11 protein-coding genes are annotated in these 14,223 nt (G+C 61.6%); 1 reads left to right on the top strand and 10 read right to left on the bottom strand.

The features are described from left to right. Positions 1 to 256 precede the first annotated feature (256 nt). The 8 genes from GST15_RS12365 to GST15_RS12330 all read right to left on the bottom strand — a co-directional run bounded on the left by GST15_RS12365 (position 257) and on the right by GST15_RS12330 (position 11,275). Positions 257 to 949 carry an alpha/beta hydrolase family protein gene (locus tag GST15_RS12365; protein WP_159017624.1) on the bottom strand — a complete coding sequence of 231 codons (693 nt, stop codon included), beginning with the start codon at positions 947 to 949 and terminating at the stop codon, positions 257 to 259. Positions 950 to 1,367: 418 nt separating this feature from the next. Next, positions 1,368 to 1,784, bottom strand: coding sequence for a hypothetical protein (locus tag GST15_RS12360; protein ID WP_159017623.1), 417 nt, complete (start codon positions 1,782 to 1,784; stop codon positions 1,368 to 1,370). Further along, positions 1,781 to 4,909, bottom strand: coding sequence for a type I restriction endonuclease subunit R (locus GST15_RS12355; RefSeq protein WP_159017622.1), 3,129 nt, complete (start codon positions 4,907 to 4,909; stop codon positions 1,781 to 1,783). Before GST15_RS12355 ends, GST15_RS12360 begins: the two co-directional genes overlap by 4 nt. Then, complete coding sequence (locus GST15_RS12350) at positions 4,906 to 6,768, bottom strand: DUF262 domain-containing protein (RefSeq protein WP_159017621.1); 1,863 nt, start codon at positions 6,766 to 6,768, stop codon at positions 4,906 to 4,908. Before GST15_RS12350 ends, GST15_RS12355 begins: the two co-directional genes overlap by 4 nt. Beyond that, positions 6,765 to 7,220, bottom strand: coding sequence for a hypothetical protein (locus GST15_RS12345; protein ID WP_159017620.1), 456 nt, complete (start codon positions 7,218 to 7,220; stop codon positions 6,765 to 6,767). The genes GST15_RS12350 and GST15_RS12345 overlap by 4 nt, the downstream gene beginning before the upstream one ends. Next, positions 7,217 to 8,557, bottom strand: a complete 1,341-nt coding sequence (locus GST15_RS12820) for a restriction endonuclease subunit S (protein WP_199268786.1) — start codon at positions 8,555 to 8,557, stop codon at positions 7,217 to 7,219. Before GST15_RS12820 ends, GST15_RS12345 begins: the two co-directional genes overlap by 4 nt. Beyond that, the gene (locus GST15_RS12335; protein ID WP_325064777.1) at positions 8,554 to 10,437 is read right to left on the bottom strand and encodes a type I restriction-modification system subunit M; all 1,884 of its coding nucleotides are present in this window, start codon (positions 10,435 to 10,437) and stop codon (positions 8,554 to 8,556) included. Before GST15_RS12335 ends, GST15_RS12820 begins: the two co-directional genes overlap by 4 nt. Next, entirely contained in the window at positions 10,427 to 11,275 is an 849-nt protein-coding gene (locus GST15_RS12330) for an HNH endonuclease (RefSeq protein WP_159017619.1), read from the bottom strand. The genes GST15_RS12335 and GST15_RS12330 overlap by 11 nt, the downstream gene beginning before the upstream one ends. Before the next feature lie 627 nt (positions 11,276 to 11,902). On the opposite strand from GST15_RS12330, the gene GST15_RS12325 reads away from it, so the two are divergent. Continuing rightward, the gene (locus tag GST15_RS12325) at positions 11,903 to 12,373 is read left to right on the top strand and encodes a hypothetical protein (RefSeq protein WP_159017618.1); all 471 of its coding nucleotides are present in this window, start codon (positions 11,903 to 11,905) and stop codon (positions 12,371 to 12,373) included. A 603-nt stretch (positions 12,374 to 12,976) separates the two neighbouring features. On the opposite strand, the gene GST15_RS12320 is transcribed toward GST15_RS12325, so the two are convergent. Both GST15_RS12320 and GST15_RS12315 read right to left on the bottom strand, forming a co-directional pair. Then, the gene (locus tag GST15_RS12320) at positions 12,977 to 13,330 is read right to left on the bottom strand and encodes a GFA family protein (RefSeq protein WP_159017617.1); all 354 of its coding nucleotides are present in this window, start codon (positions 13,328 to 13,330) and stop codon (positions 12,977 to 12,979) included. A gap of 49 nt (positions 13,331 to 13,379) precedes the next feature. After that, entirely contained in the window at positions 13,380 to 13,850 is a 471-nt protein-coding gene (locus tag GST15_RS12315) for a hypothetical protein (RefSeq protein ID WP_159017616.1), read from the bottom strand. Between the last annotated feature and the right edge of the window lie 373 nt (positions 13,851 to 14,223).

The raw sequence follows: 14,223 nt of genomic DNA, 5'->3' as shown, positions 1-14,223 counted from the left end.
ACCGATTCAGCGCGCGCGACGGCGCGCCGAACATTCATGGCTGCCAAGCGCTGAGGCGGCGCGCAGCGACGGAAGTCGCGACAGCAACCCAGCGACAATCCCCCAACCCTTCGTAGGAGCGGCTTATAGCCGCGAGCTCTTCGCCCATCCTGTAGCACCGGCATCTCCCGCCACCAACCAGGTCTTTGTGGGAGCGACGTCAGTCGCGATAACAACCACACCAACGAACGAACTCCGAGCCCTTCGTAGGAGCGGCTTACAGCCGCGAGCTCTTTCCCCAACCGACGAAACGACCACCCCACCGCGCCACAACATCCAGCATCTCCCCCATCACCTCCGCATCCGTGCGCCCGGACCGTGCAGGCACATGGAACGAGTGATCCGCATCCGGAACCAAATGCAGCGTCGCCAGCTTCCCAAGCCGCTTCACCACTGACTTCAGCAACCCCGTATCCGCCAGCGCGTCCCGCATCCCCTGCAAAAACAACATCGGCACCCCCACATCCGACAGATGCGCAGCACGCTCGTCCGACGGCTTGCCAGCCGCATGCAAAGGAAACCCAAAGAACACCAGGCCCTGCACGCCCGGCAACGGCGATTCCGCCTGCGCCTGCGACGTCATGCGACCGCCGAAGGATTTGCCACCGGCCAGCAGCGGCAACCCGGGCAACCGACGCCCAGCTTCCTCAACGGCCGCACGCACGGTGGCGTGCGCGACGCGTGGCGTATCGGGTCGACGCGAACCGCGCTCCATGTAGGGGAACTGGTAACGCAGCGTAGCGATGCCACGCGAAGCCAAGCCGGTGGCGACGGCGGTCATGAAGGGATGCGTCATGCCGGTGCCTGCACCGTGGGCGAGGATGTAGCAGGCGTGGGGGTTGGGGGGTGTCAGCAATAGGGCGGAGACGGTTTGTCCGCCATCGATCGTGAGGGTGATCGGCTTTGTCATGGCACGTCGTTCTGGATGTCTCGCGCTGACGCTGGACCGACCCCTGTGCGAGCGACGTGAGTCGCGATCTTCAGCAGGGACTTGTGGGAGCGGCTTCAGCCGCGAGCCCCTGCTCTCGTGGGAGTCGGCCGAAGCCACTCACCCAAGCCCCATCTATCCGCCACGCCTACCTGAACTGAAGAACGCCAGCAATGCGATCGGGCGAGAAAATTCATAGATGAGGAAGCCCACCAACGAAATCGCCCAGCTGCCGACAACAAATCCGAGAACGAAAACAAGGAAACCCAGCCTGTTCATGACTTGAGCCTGAAAATAGTCCGCAAGGTCACTGCCAAAAACCAGAACATCACACGAAACGGCAACATGATCAGATCGATTGCAAAATCGATCCCTCGCCCGAACCTTTCGCTCTCGTCGTTCATTGACATTGGGAAGCACCAATCTCGCAAAACTGAATCACAAAGCCGACATCGTCAGCACGTATGACCTTGCCTATCAGGTCTTCCCGTGCCGCGAAGGTCTTGGGGATCTTGCTTGCATCTTCCCCAGCCTGCACCCGGCCAGTCTCAACGGTTCGGACCAGCACCAGCCTGACAGGCGACTGCTGCTGATGCGCGAGCAGAACGTTCCTGCGTAACTCGCCGTTCCCAGGTCCGCTCCACCGATCGAGTCGATCCTCGAATTCCATGGTGCCGGGCGGCGCGTTCCGCCGCGTGTGATGCGCCCAAAGACTGACGACGAGCGATCCGTCTGGTGCCCAGGCGCTTACGGACCATTGCGGATTCCGCAACGTCGCGCCGAATTTGGCAAATGCTTCGGTGAGCGATGTCTTCATGGAAGGCTGGGCACCTGCAATGAGGATGCATCTCGTCGCCCCTGCAACCGCAACGCTTCATACAATTGCGCTGGCCCAAGAAGAATGTCCCGCAGCCCATCGCGCACGCGTTCCGACCCCAATGCCTGGCTGCTCATCGTGTTGTGCGCGTCCAGCGCATCCATGATCGCGTGCAGCAACGCATCCTTTAGATCAGGGGAATTGGCAAACTGCTCTTTGCTGTTGCTGGCTGCCTGCTGCACTAGGGTCTGGTTTTCCAGCAGCTTTCCCTTGAGCACGCCATTGACGTAAACGAGCTGGTCGTCGTCGCTGAGCTGACCCTCGAACAATCCATTGACCTTCTCGATGATCTCGGCCAGGTAAGCCTGCTGTTTTTCCTGCAGGTGACCACTACCGACGGCCTCCAGCGGCTGCAGCTTGTAGCTGCCATCGGCATTGAGATTGAGCAGTTGCTTCCCGCTGCTGCGCAGGGTGTGGTGCGTCAGCACAACCTTGGACAGATCAACCTCATCGCGCTCGCGGCCAAACTCCAGCAGCGGGCTCAGGCGTTTGAAGAAAATGAAACGTTTCTCGATGTCAGTGTTGCCGTAATCGAACATCTGCGACAGGAACGCATAGAGGCGGACATAAGCACCCATGTCGTTCTTGAACAGCACCAGCGCCTCCAGCGTGTCCTTGGCAGCCTGCTCTGCCTTGTCGTCACCATCGGCTTGGGCAGCCGTTTTCGCCTGCTGCGCAGCCTTATAGCGCTTGAGCAGGCGATCGGCGACTGGAGCGATCGCGGCGCTGAGTTGGGCCTGCGTGCCGGCGGGATCAGTCTCCACCTTGGCAACGCGCTCAACTTCGAAGGTGTCGTAGTGGCCGCAGGCGTCCAGCTTGGCGCGTAGGTCATAGACCAGGTGCGGATCGGTCGTGGCCTCAAGCTCTGCGGTCTCGTAGTAGGTCTTGAATGCCTTGAGGACCTCGGCTGCGTCATTGACGAAGTCGAGGATGTAGGTCGTGTCCTTGCCCGGATGCGCGCGATTGAGGCGTGAGAGTGTCTGGACGGCCTGGATGCCGCCCAGCATCTTGTCCACGTACATGCCGCAGAGCAGCGGCTGGTCAAAGCCGGTCTGGAACTTATTAGCGACCAACAGCAGGTGGTACTCAGGCTTGGCGAAGGCCTCGCGGATGTCCTGTCCCTTCAAGCCCGGATTGAGCAGCTTGCTGGTTTCAGTGACGGATTCCGGGAAACTCTCGGGGTCGTTGATCTCACCCGAGAACGCCACCAGCACGCCCAGCGGATAACCCTGCCGCTCGATGTAACCGCGGATCGCCTTCTGCCAGCGCACCGCTTCGCGACGCGACCCCACTACCACCATCGCCTTGGCCTTGCCCTCCAGCAGCGGCTGAACGTTCTCGCGGTAGTGCTCGACAACGATCTGCACCTTGGAAGCGATGTTGTACGGGTGCAGGCGCACCCACTGCATGATTCCCTTCATCGCCGCGCTGCGCTCGACCTGCTTGTGGTCGATCTCCTGCCCGTCGTGCGCCAGCCGGAACGCAAGGTCGTACGGTGTGTAGTTCTTCAGCACGTCGAGGATGAATCCCTCCTCGATTGCCTGCCGCATCGAATACACATGGAATGCCTGCGGCAATCCATCCGGGCCGGGGCGGCCGAACAGCTCGAGCGTCTTGCTCTTGGGGGTAGCGGTGAATGCCACATAGGTCAGGCCCTTACCGCCCGCCCGCCCTTCCATATTGGCGGCCATGATTGTTTCGGTATCGATCTCGCCGCCGTCCTGCAGTTCCGCCAACTCCTGCGCGCTGAGCAGCTGCTTGAGCTTGGCTGCGGCTTCGCCGGTCTGCGAGCTATGCGCCTCGTCGGCGATCACCGCAAAGCGCTTGCCCTCGGTTGCTGCAAGTTCCTGCACGGCCTGCAATGCGAAGGGAAAGGTCTGGATCGTGCAGACGATGATTTTCTTGCCGTCCTTCAACGCCTGGCTCAGCTGCGCGCTCTTGCTGCCGTGCTCGCTGGTGATGGTGGCAACCACGCCGGTGGTGCGCTCGAAATCAAAGATCGCCTCCTGCAGCTGCGCATCCAGCACATTTCGGTCGGACACCACCAGTACGCTGTCGAAGAGCTTCTGATGCGCGCCGTCGTGCAGGTCGGCCAGGAAGTGCGCGGTCCAGGCGATGGAATTGGTCTTGCCAGATCCCGCCGAATGCTGGATCAAATAACGCTGCCCCGCTCCCTGCGCCTGCACGTCGGCCACCAGCTTCCGGGTGGCGTCGAGTTGGTGATAGCGCGGGAAGATAACGCTCTTGAGCTGCTTCTTGTCGTCGCGCTTGCCGATCAGGTAGCGGCCGAGAATCTCCAGCCAGCTCTCACGTTCCCACACTTCTTCCCACAGATAGCTGGTGGCAAAGCCGTTGGGGTTTGGCTCGTTGCCCGCTGCCCCTTTGTTACCGCGATTGAACGGAAGGAAGTGCGTTGATGCGCCCAACAGGCGCGTGGTCATCATCACTTCGGCCTGGCTGACCGCGAAGTGCACCAGCGCGCCACCCGGGAACCCGAGCAGCGGCTCGGCCAAGCCGCCTTTGGGTTGCGGATGGCGGTCAAAGCGGTATTGATCGACCGCATCGCCCACGCCCTGGGTGAAATCGGATTTCAGTTCTGCTGTCGCCACAGCGATGCCGTTGACGAACAGCACAAGGTCGAGGCAGTCCTGGGGGTTGTTAAGCGAGTGCTTGACCTGACGCACCACGCGCAGGCGGTTGGCAGCGTAGTGCTGCTGGATCAATGGATTCATCGCCAGCGCCGGCTTGAATTGCACCAGCGACAGTGGTTCCTTCAGGCCAAGCATCTCCACGCCACGACGCAGTACGTCCAGCGTGCCGCGCTCGTCGAGATTCTTGCGGATGCGCTCGGCCAGTCTCTCGCCCAGCTGCGGACCGTGCGTCTTGGCCAGCCGCTGCCAACTGTCTGGCTGCGTCGTCTCGATCCACGCTAGCAGGTCCGGCAGGTAGACCGCATGCTGGCGGTCGTAGCCGGCGGCGTCGCCTTCGGCATATAGCCAACCGTGGGCCGCGAGGTGCTCGCAGATCTCGCGCTCGAAATGGCGCTCCCGGTGCAGGTTATTCATTGCACCGCCTCGGCTGCCAATTGCTGCGGACTCCACACCCGATCCGCGAGCTGTCGGTACAGCGCATGGCGCGCATCCACGTCCGCCTTGCGGAACACCTCCAGCGGCCCAAACGGCAGGTCTTCCTTTTGGATGTAGGCAAGGAAGCCTGGATTGCGCTCGTAGCACTGCTCGTGCAACGACCATGCCAGCAGGTTCTGGCTGACGTAGTGCTTGCGCTTCTGCACGTAGGTCAGGTCGCCATAGCTGGCGTTGAAGCTCTTGGGCAGCAGCAACAGGTCGCCGAAGCGGTTGCGGTAATCGGAGAAGTCAGCCTGCGAGGGAAACTCATCCCTGTGACGGGCGAAGTGATCAGCCCAGATGTGCTCGATCTCGTAGCGACCGCGTCCCTCGACCAGGTACTTCGCAGCACTGCTGTCGATGCCAGACGCCGTTTCCAAGTGCGCTGTCATGCGCGCCAGGAAAACTTTGATGTAGCGCTTGGACCACTGGTTGAGACCGAAGCCGGTGAATCCGTTGCGACGGCCATCCTGCGTGCCGTCGAAGTCGCAGCCCTGCTCGGCAAGGCGCTTGCTCAAGGTGTCGACCAGCTCTGGAAGTGCTAGCCCGCGGATATCCCGCATGATCAGGAAAGCGGCGTACGACATCGCGCCGTAGGTCATGCTCAGATAGTTGACCGCACGGCGTGCCAGCAGGATGTCGAGGAACACCGCAACCGCGCGGATCTTGCGGTTAATGACCTCGGGCGTGTCGGTGATCAGCAGCGGCGCCAGCAGCAACGGGTACTGCAGAGTGAAGTTGAAGCAGGCGACGTGATAGACCGGCTCCAGCCCTTCCACCGGTTTGAGCGAAGCCCGACGGATGCGCTCGTACTGGCGCGTGTAGAACACCATGTCGTCATTGATGAAGCGGAAGAAGTCCTCGCCGTTCCTCAAGCTAATCTTTGCGGCATGCTCGCCCAACCAACGGTGGAACTCGGTGCCGATGCGCTCGAAGTCCTTGTTCTCAGAGCCGGTACGACGTTCGCGCACGCTGTTGGCGTAACGCGCGCGCAGCCACGCCTTGACCGCATCGGTGTCCTCATCCTTGCCCAGCTTGCGCAACGCCTCGATGCGTTCGCGCCACAAACGTGCGGCCTCGTTGCGCTGACCGATGTCGGTGATGTTGGCCAGCAGGTAGCCCTTGAGCATGTCCAGCGGCGTCAGCGACAGGCCGCGGTCGTTCATGGTCTCGAAGATCGTGTAGGCGTCCTCGTCCGAGGCGGCGCTGATCTCGATCAGGTGCACCTTCTCGGTGAGCCAGTCGCAGAAATACGGCAGCGTGGCTTCGTCGATATCCTCGTCCTGATCTTCCAGCAGCTCGTCCAGGTCCTGGTAACGCGCAACGATGGTCTGAACCGACTCGGAGGCCTCGCTGGTATCCGGCACTTCGCCAGCGAACAGCGCGGACATGATGGCGCGGCGGTCCTCCACAGCGATGTTGAAGGCCCGCTCACCGAACTTCTCGGAGTAGATCAGCTCTTCCAGATGAACCCGGTCCGGACGGCCACCCTGCTTGCGGTGCAGCAGGAGCAGCAGCAGGGTGATCGTAGTCAGCCGCTGCTGGCCATCAACGATGAACTGCTTGCCGTCTCGCTCACTGAGGATGATCGACCCGAGGAAGTAGTTACCGTAATTCGCCACCGCACTGCGCGGGTTGCCCGGGCGATGCGATTGGAGAAACTGGTCGGTGAGATCGTCGATCAATTCCTTGACCTGCTTTTTCTGCCAACGGTACTCACGCTGGTAGAAGTCGATGCCGTAGCGCTTGCCCTTGAGGATCTCGCTGATGGTGCGGGCTTTGCCGTCGATGGCTTTCATGTGAGTCCTACCGCCTTCATCAGGATATTGACAACAGCCGACTCGCCCATCCGGCCAACCGCCTTGCTGACGGCGTCCGTCAGATCGGGCGATGGCTTCTCGTAAGGCAGGTAGAGCGAGCAGCCCGTCTTGAATTGAAAATGCTGGGCCATCTGTTCGAGTTCGGAAGCCAGGTGCTTGGGCGGTTGGCCGAGATGGTGCATTTCTACATAGCGGACCAGCGCAAGCGTGGAGACGAACGTGCCGTCCACCTGCTGCTCGCGCTGGACGTCGCCCTGCCAGCGGACTAGAACTGTTCCGAGCTCCTCGTCCCAGCCGGACTCGTCCACGGGCAGGATCAGGGTGCCGTCCTGCATGGAGCGGGCGCACCAGACGCCGTTGAGTTGCTCGCCGTTGTAGAGCGGCAGCAGGCTGGCGAGGAAACCGACGATGGCGGTGCTCTTGGCGGTCATGCGGCCTGCCGCTCCGACGCAGCACCACGCACGTCGATCTTGCCGGTGACGGCGGCGGCGATCAGGGCGCCGCGGCGTTCTTTAAGCAAGTTAATCACCTCGCCGACTTCCAACCGAAGTGCGTCCGACTTGGCTGCTTCCGCTTCGATATGGGCCGATATAGCTCTCTGTTCCCCAATAGGGGGTTCGGCTAGGGCGTAGTTTTGGATAGTTCCTACGTTTACGTGGGGAGAAGTTGCTCCCACTGTGTCCATCTGCCCCTGCCGATACGTGGACAGCGAATTGAGTTGCCACATCAGGTAGGCCGGACACATTAAAGACGACGCACGGAACTGCATCATTCGTTGTCCGAGGCAAAAGGTCTCACTAAGAGGAATCATTGCAGCGAAGCCCCACCGCTCACCTTCGCGACCATAAACGATGTCTCCTACAACCAACTCTTGTCGACGGATGCGGTTCCGGTATTCGGACTCATTCACCGAATAAATCGAACGGACGTCTAGCACTCCCTCGCTAACATCAGCGGTTCGGATCACCTTGTATGCTCCGTCAGAATCATAGACGGGCGTTTCGTGCGGGCAATCGACCATAAGCTCTACGGCATATTTCAGTCGCGTGACTCGCCAATGCGCTGGCACTTTGCCCAACCACTTAATACCGGAATCTTTCATCGTGGCTTCAGGATCGAGACCACGAGTGACGGCGTGGGAGATGGTGGCCTGACGCTTTTCGGCCAGCAGCACGAGTAGCTTTTCCTGCTCGGCAATTAGCGCATCGATCTTGGCGGTTTCGCGGCCGAGGAACGTCGCTATTGCTGCCTGTTCATCGGTGGTAGGCAACGGGCAGGGGATAGAGCCCAATAGCTCCAGATTCAGGCCATCTCGTAAATCGCCGCCTGCCATATTTCTGATGTTTTGATAGTTGCTTGTAAGCCACCAAAACAAGAATCGAGCGTCGCACTTCTGATCAGGGACAATTGCCGCCATGGATTGATTGCAGGTAGTTTCAAACATCACCCGCGCAACCATCCCTTTTGTCTTACCTTGTCCCGCCAACGCCATCACCAAAGCCCCGGGCGAAATCCACTTTGCGCTGCTGTTCTGGAAGGCTTCTTCTGTTATATACGCCGAAGGTGCAACGATCCGCTGATCGTTGACTGCGCCAGAGTTCAACCAAGGGATAGTTCCATCCTCCCAGTAGTCGTGTCTCGTCTTGTCGGGAGTTCCTCCCGAATATCGCTTACTGACCCACTTCAGACTGGCCACGTCCCAATGGGCCGGAATTCCCCCGATCCACTTGTTTTCGCAGGCGCGATATTTCGAGTACGGGAAATTCATTCCGCCAGTTCCTCCAGCAACCGCATGATGTGAGCAGACGTTTCCTTCAACTCGGCATCGATCTCCTCCAGCGCACGTGGCGGCTCGAACACGTAGAAGTGCCGATTGAACGGAATCTCATAGCCAATCTTGCTCTTGCTGTCGTCGATCCACGCATCAGGAACATGCGGCAGCACTTCGCGCTTGAAGTACACGCCGATGTCTTCCCCCAGCGGTACGTTCTCGCTATCGCGCAGGCTGCTATCCGGCTGCGGCTTGCCTTTCACCTTGCCCTTCGCGCCCACCACTACCCTGCCCGCCGCATCGCGCAGCGGGCGCTCGACGGTGATGGTGGTATAGCCGAATGCCTCGTTGCGGAAGCGGCGCGATAGCGGCGTGCGCTTGAGCTTTCCGCCTGCCGGTACCTTGGGGTCAGCTTCGCCGTCACGCAGCACGCGGCGAGCGGTCTCCTTGCCGTTGGCGTCGAGCATGGTGACGAGGTCGGCTTGCGCGAAGTCGCCGAACAGCCGTGTCACGTCGGCAATGTGCGCGTCGGACATCTCCTTGCGCTTGCTCCCAAGGCTCTTGCGCATCTTCTGCCAGAAGCTGCCGGCGTCGATCAGCTGCACGTAGCCCTTGCGCGCGGCCGGCTTCTTGTTGGACACGATCCACACGTAGGTGGCGATACCAGTGTTGTAGAACATGTCCGTGGGCAGACCGATGATCGCCTCCACCAGGTCGTTCTCCAGCAGGTAGCGCCTGATCTCGCTCTCTCCGCTCCCCGCGCCTCCGGTAAACAGCGGCGATCCGTTGAGCACGATGCCGAAGCGACTGCCGCCCTTACCGTCCACAAGGGGCGCCATCTTCGACAGCAGGTGCAGCAGGAACAACATCGAACCATCGGACACGCGTGGTAGCCCGGGGCCGAAGCGGCCGTCGAAGCCCTTGTCCTCGTGCTCCTTGCGCACGAGCTTCTCGACCTTCTTCCATTCCACGCCGAACGGCGGATTCGAGAGCATGTAATCGAACTTCCTGTGCGGGAAGCCATCCTCGCTAAGGGTGTTGCCGGCGACCATGTTCTCCACCGGTTGCCCGCGGATCAGCATGTCGGCCTTGCAGATGGCGTAGGACTCGTCGTTGAGCTCCTGCCCGAACAGGCTCAGGCGTGCATCGGGGTTGTGCTCCAGCAGGTATTCGGCCGCCACCGACAGCATTCCGCCGGTGCCTGCCGTGGGGTCGTAGATCGTGCGGACCACGGCATTGCCGGGCGTGAGTTCCCTGTCATCTTCAATGAAGATCAGGTTGACCATCAGACGGATGACTTCGCGCGGGGTGAAGTGCTCACCGGCGGTCTCGTTGGAGAGTTCGGCGAACTTGCGTATCAGCTCCTCGAACACATGCCCCATCCGGGCGTTGTCCACGCGATCCGGGTGCAGGTCGATGTTGGCGAACTTCTCAGTGACGAGATACAGCAGGCTGGCCTTGGCCAGTCGTTCGACCTGGGTATGGAAGTCGAAGCGCTCGAAGATGTCGCGTGCGTCCGGCGAGAAGCCCTGGATGTAGGCATACAAGTTCTGACGAATGTGGTCCTGATCGCCGAGCAGTGCGCGCAGGTCCATCTCTGATGTGTTGTAGAACGATTGTCCTGCTTTGCGCAGCAGGAACTGATGTGGGTCAACGCCGGCCTTCTCGCGCGCTGCCTTTTCTTTCAGCACGGCAGCCTTGGTGGGCGCCAGTACGCAATCCAACCTGCGCAGCACGGTGAACGGCAGGATGACCCGGCCATATTCGGATTGTTTGTAGTCGCCACGCAGGAGATCGGCGACGGACCAGATGAAAGATGAGAGTGACGTTTGGTTCATTGCGTTCCTGATTCGTAAGGCAATTGAGCTAAGAAACAAACACCCGCTCGTAGTGGTGCGCTAGATAGGCGGCTTGTGCGGGCTTTGGACGCTGCCGCAACGCCATCGGCAAGCCGAGCATGCCACGGTCCGCCACGGCCAGAGTCGCGGAAACGTGCATTTCACCGTGCCCATCGAAGGCGATCAGCCCGGCATCAAACAGCGCGTCGAGTGTGGCGACGAGTGGCAAGCCATTGTTCGGATCCAGGCGCTCCTCATTATTTGATTCACGCCACGGCTTGCAGTGCGATGCCCGCAAGGCCGCCTGCACGGTACAGCCAGTCACGGCGCAGGCGTCGTTCCAGCGTTTCAACAATTCGCGCCGATATCGACCTTGGCCCAGACGCGCGGCGACGAGTGCCGCACGCGTCGTTTCCCCAATGGGCGCCTGGATGACTTCCAGCAAATCTGCCGCGAGGTCGGCCTGCCCGGGCGACTTGCCAGGAAGATCGATTACTGCAACATGTCCGATGACCCTCGCGAATACGAAATCATCCGTCTCGAAAACATCGGCAAGGCGCACTAGTGACTTAGCTTCAAAGGCTCTGATAACGCCTGCATCTGGATCATCTCGATCACAAATCACGCCGAACGCTTGGTAACCCGAACGCATCAATTCGATATGCTTTCGCCGTTCGTTCCAGCCCTGCCGCCCCTTGGTCTGCGCCTTGCGTAGGACTTGGATTGCGTCGCCATCCCCGACCCTTCGCAGTTCATCGCGCCAAACTCGCAGAAAAACCCGCCGCCGCTCGTCGTCGACACCTCCCCAAGACCAGCGGTTATTAGCCAGTGAGGCGCCGAGGGAGTCTCGAAAGAAGGCGTTGATTCCATTGCTCACCGGGGAAAACTCCCTGCGCTGGCGGCGTCGGATATGAGTGCGTCGTCGATTGAGCGAGCAACGCGGTCGGCGAGTACCGTCATCTGGCCCCCTGGCGAGTTCCGAACCTTTACATCATGCCTGCTGGGGTCGCGCGGGGCGAGATTGGTGTGGGCATAGAGCTCGCGGCTGAAGCCGCTCCCGCAGGGTTTTGGAGCTTCCGGTCGCGGCTTACGCCGCTCCTACGAAGGGCGGCTTCCAACGCGGTTGGTGCCGCGAGGATTCCGGCTGGAATCGTTCCCGCGGGATTGCGGATGTTCTATCGCGACTGACGTCGCTCCCACAGAGGGCCGCTTCCCCGATGCCGAATGCTCGCGGCTGTAAGCCGCTCCGCGCCGCCATAAGCGTCGTTGGCCCATGAAGCTGGCCGCGCCGCCGCGCGCCTTGAGACGTGCACGGCGAGGTGCCTTGTAGGAATTCCCCGATACCGGCGACTCCTTCGGCTTGCCACACTCCGCCCCGCCCCACCGCCGACGTTGTCGGCCTGCGGGCAGGACGCCACGGGAACACGGCGGGGCATCATCGGCTGGATCGCAGGCCTTCGGGTTGGATGCGCCGGCCATCACAAGGAATGCAAAGGAGATTGCAGTGAGCCAGAACCTCGTATCGATCACCCTGTCCGACGCGCAGCTGTCGGCAGCGGACAGTGCCCTGACCGACCTGGAAATGCAGTTGTCGTCGTTGATCGCGCTGGACGCCGGCAAGCGTCGCAAGCTGTTGCGGATGGGCGACAAGTCGGAGACGTTCTGCCGGCAGACGATCAGTGTGCTGAAGCAGAACCCGCAGGTGGTGCCGCCGAGCGTCAACGTGGCCGAGGCGCAGTCCGACCTCGCCGCGCTCGACCGCTTGCGGCCGCTGGTGCAACGGCTGTTGCGCCTGTCCGAGCGCGCGGAGGACACGGAGATCGCGCTGGGCAGCGATGCGATGAGCGTGGCCCTGCAGGGCTATGCGCTGCTGAAGGTCGCGGGGAAGAACCAGGGGCTGGAAGGGCTGCGCCGGGATCTGGGCACGCGTTTCGCCAAGGCGGCGCGGACGGTGGAGGCTGCGGCGCGGGCTTGAGAACGACCATGGGGATCGCCCGGTTGTCGTTCGACCGGGTGATGTGGAGGGCAGGAAGCCGCAGCGATGCGGCTTTTTGTTTGGGCGATGCAGCTGGAAGCGTGGGCGCTGGGGGTTGCAGCGGGTACGTTGCACCTTTGCGGTGCAATGGTGAGGTGGGCGGGGTGTCGCGTGAGGCGGCGTGGGTGTGCGTTGGGGCTGGCGGGGTCAACGATGACGTTGGAAGTGTCATCGATGGCGAAAAAAGCGTCAGCGATGCGGGTCGGTTGGGTCATGCATGAGGTGGGAAGGGGCATGCATGAGCGTTTGAACCTGAGCGTTGGGCCTTTTTGGTGCATTGGGCGGATTGGGTGTGGGGTAGCTATCGCGACTTACGTCGCTCCCACAGGGGATTTGGGGAGGCGATCGCGACTGACGTCGCTCCCACAGGGGCCCCGCTGCTGCAGGGATTCGGGGCTTCCGGTCGCGGCTTACGCCGCTCCTACGAAGAGCGTCGCGACTTCCGTCGCTCCTACAAAATTGCCTTGCGGGCGGTCGCGGCTGAAGCCGCTCCTACAGGGGACTGGGATCACCGATTGCCGCGCCGCGGGACGCGCGAGGCGATCAGAAGCTGGCGCCGTCGACCTGCTTGATCGTCAGCGAAGCCAGGTCGACGTCCGGCAGGCAGCGCACGTTGACCGCTGCCGTCCTGGCACCGGTCCTGGGGTCGGCGCCTTCGCTGAAGGGCGCAATGCCGCAGGTCGGGCAGAAATGGTGATCCAGGCGGTTGGTGTTGAAACGGTAGGTGGCGTAATCGCTTTCCGGCGTCGTCAAGGTCAGCGCCTCGCGCGGGAAGAACGCCAGCAATCCGCCGCGACGACGGCACATCGAACAGTTGCAGTCGATCGCCTCGGTGACGTCGCCGTCCAGTTCGAACGCGATCCGGCCGCAGTGGCAGCTGCCCTGGTGCTTGCTCATCGTCGACTCCAATCAAACTCGAAATGCCATCCTGCATGCCGAAGCGACATCAGGCCTTCCGATCGGATGCCATCCGACTGGCCGTGGTCTTTTCGGGTGACGGTGGCGGCGTCTGGCGGCTCTCGACGCGCACGACGCCTGGCATGGCGGAGACGACATCGCTGAGTTCGTCGAGTCGTGTGGTCGACATGTTGGCGCTCAGGACCACGCGTCCGTCCATGACTTCCACCTCGATTGGGTGGTCGACCAGGTGGCCCAGCCTGGACCGTACGCGGTCGCGCAGCACATCGTCGTCCACGAATTCATTGGCAAGCTGTGCGCGCGTCCTCGCTGCGGCGCCGCGCGCGTGGTCGACCACCTGCTTGCCCTTGTTGCGTGCGAAGTCCTTGACGTCATGACCGGCGGCGACGCTCTTGTCGTGCGCCATGGCGCGGCGGCGGCGACCCGTCTGCGGGTCCAGGTAGTACATGACGGCAGCGCCCGCCGCGAAGGCCGTGGCCAGTCTCATTACGCTATTCATGAAGATCCTCCCGTCCGGAATGCACCGAGCTCATCGGCATCGGTGTGGTTGGTCCGCGCGGATCGCTCAAAGCTGGAATCCACGCGCAGGGTGATCCTGACATCGCGGCTGGGAAATCCATGCGAAAGAATCGCCGGCAGCGGTGTTGAGGATGCAGGAAATTGCGCGCCGGCCATTCAGCGCGCGGGATGCGTTTGAGCGAGGGAAGAATGCAACGCAGCGATTGGGTGGTTGCTGCTGGCGTTGCCCTCATCCGCCTTCGGCACCTTCTCCCGTGAGTGGGAGGCAAACCATGGTGGCGACGGACCAGCCCCTCGCCCGCTTGCGGGAGAGGGGTTGGTCGATGGATCAGGAGCGCCCTCATCCGCCCTGC

The organism is Cognatiluteimonas profundi, assembly GCF_009792795.1.
GTDB classification, from domain to species: Bacteria; Pseudomonadota; Gammaproteobacteria; order Xanthomonadales; family Xanthomonadaceae; genus Cognatiluteimonas; species Cognatiluteimonas profundi.
This window is presented reverse-complemented; position numbering and strand designations above follow the sequence as displayed.

Coding starts and splice junctions, on each gene's coding strand:
- GST15_RS12365 (WP_159017624.1), bottom strand. CDS start 949: ATGACAAAGCCGATCACCCTCACGATCGATGGCGGACAAACCGTCTCC.
- GST15_RS12360 (WP_159017623.1), bottom strand. CDS start 1,784: ATGAAGACATCGCTCACCGAAGCATTTGCCAAATTCGGCGCGACGTTG.
- GST15_RS12355 (WP_159017622.1), bottom strand. CDS start 4,909: ATGAATAACCTGCACCGGGAGCGCCATTTCGAGCGCGAGATCTGCGAG.
- GST15_RS12350 (WP_159017621.1), bottom strand. CDS start 6,768: ATGAAAGCCATCGACGGCAAAGCCCGCACCATCAGCGAGATCCTCAAG.
- GST15_RS12345 (WP_159017620.1), bottom strand. CDS start 7,220: ATGACCGCCAAGAGCACCGCCATCGTCGGTTTCCTCGCCAGCCTGCTG.
- GST15_RS12820 (WP_199268786.1), bottom strand. CDS start 8,557: ATGAATTTCCCGTACTCGAAATATCGCGCCTGCGAAAACAAGTGGATC.
- GST15_RS12320 (WP_159017617.1), bottom strand. CDS start 13,330: ATGAGCAAGCACCAGGGCAGCTGCCACTGCGGCCGGATCGCGTTCGAA.
- GST15_RS12315 (WP_159017616.1), bottom strand. CDS start 13,850: ATGAATAGCGTAATGAGACTGGCCACGGCCTTCGCGGCGGGCGCTGCC.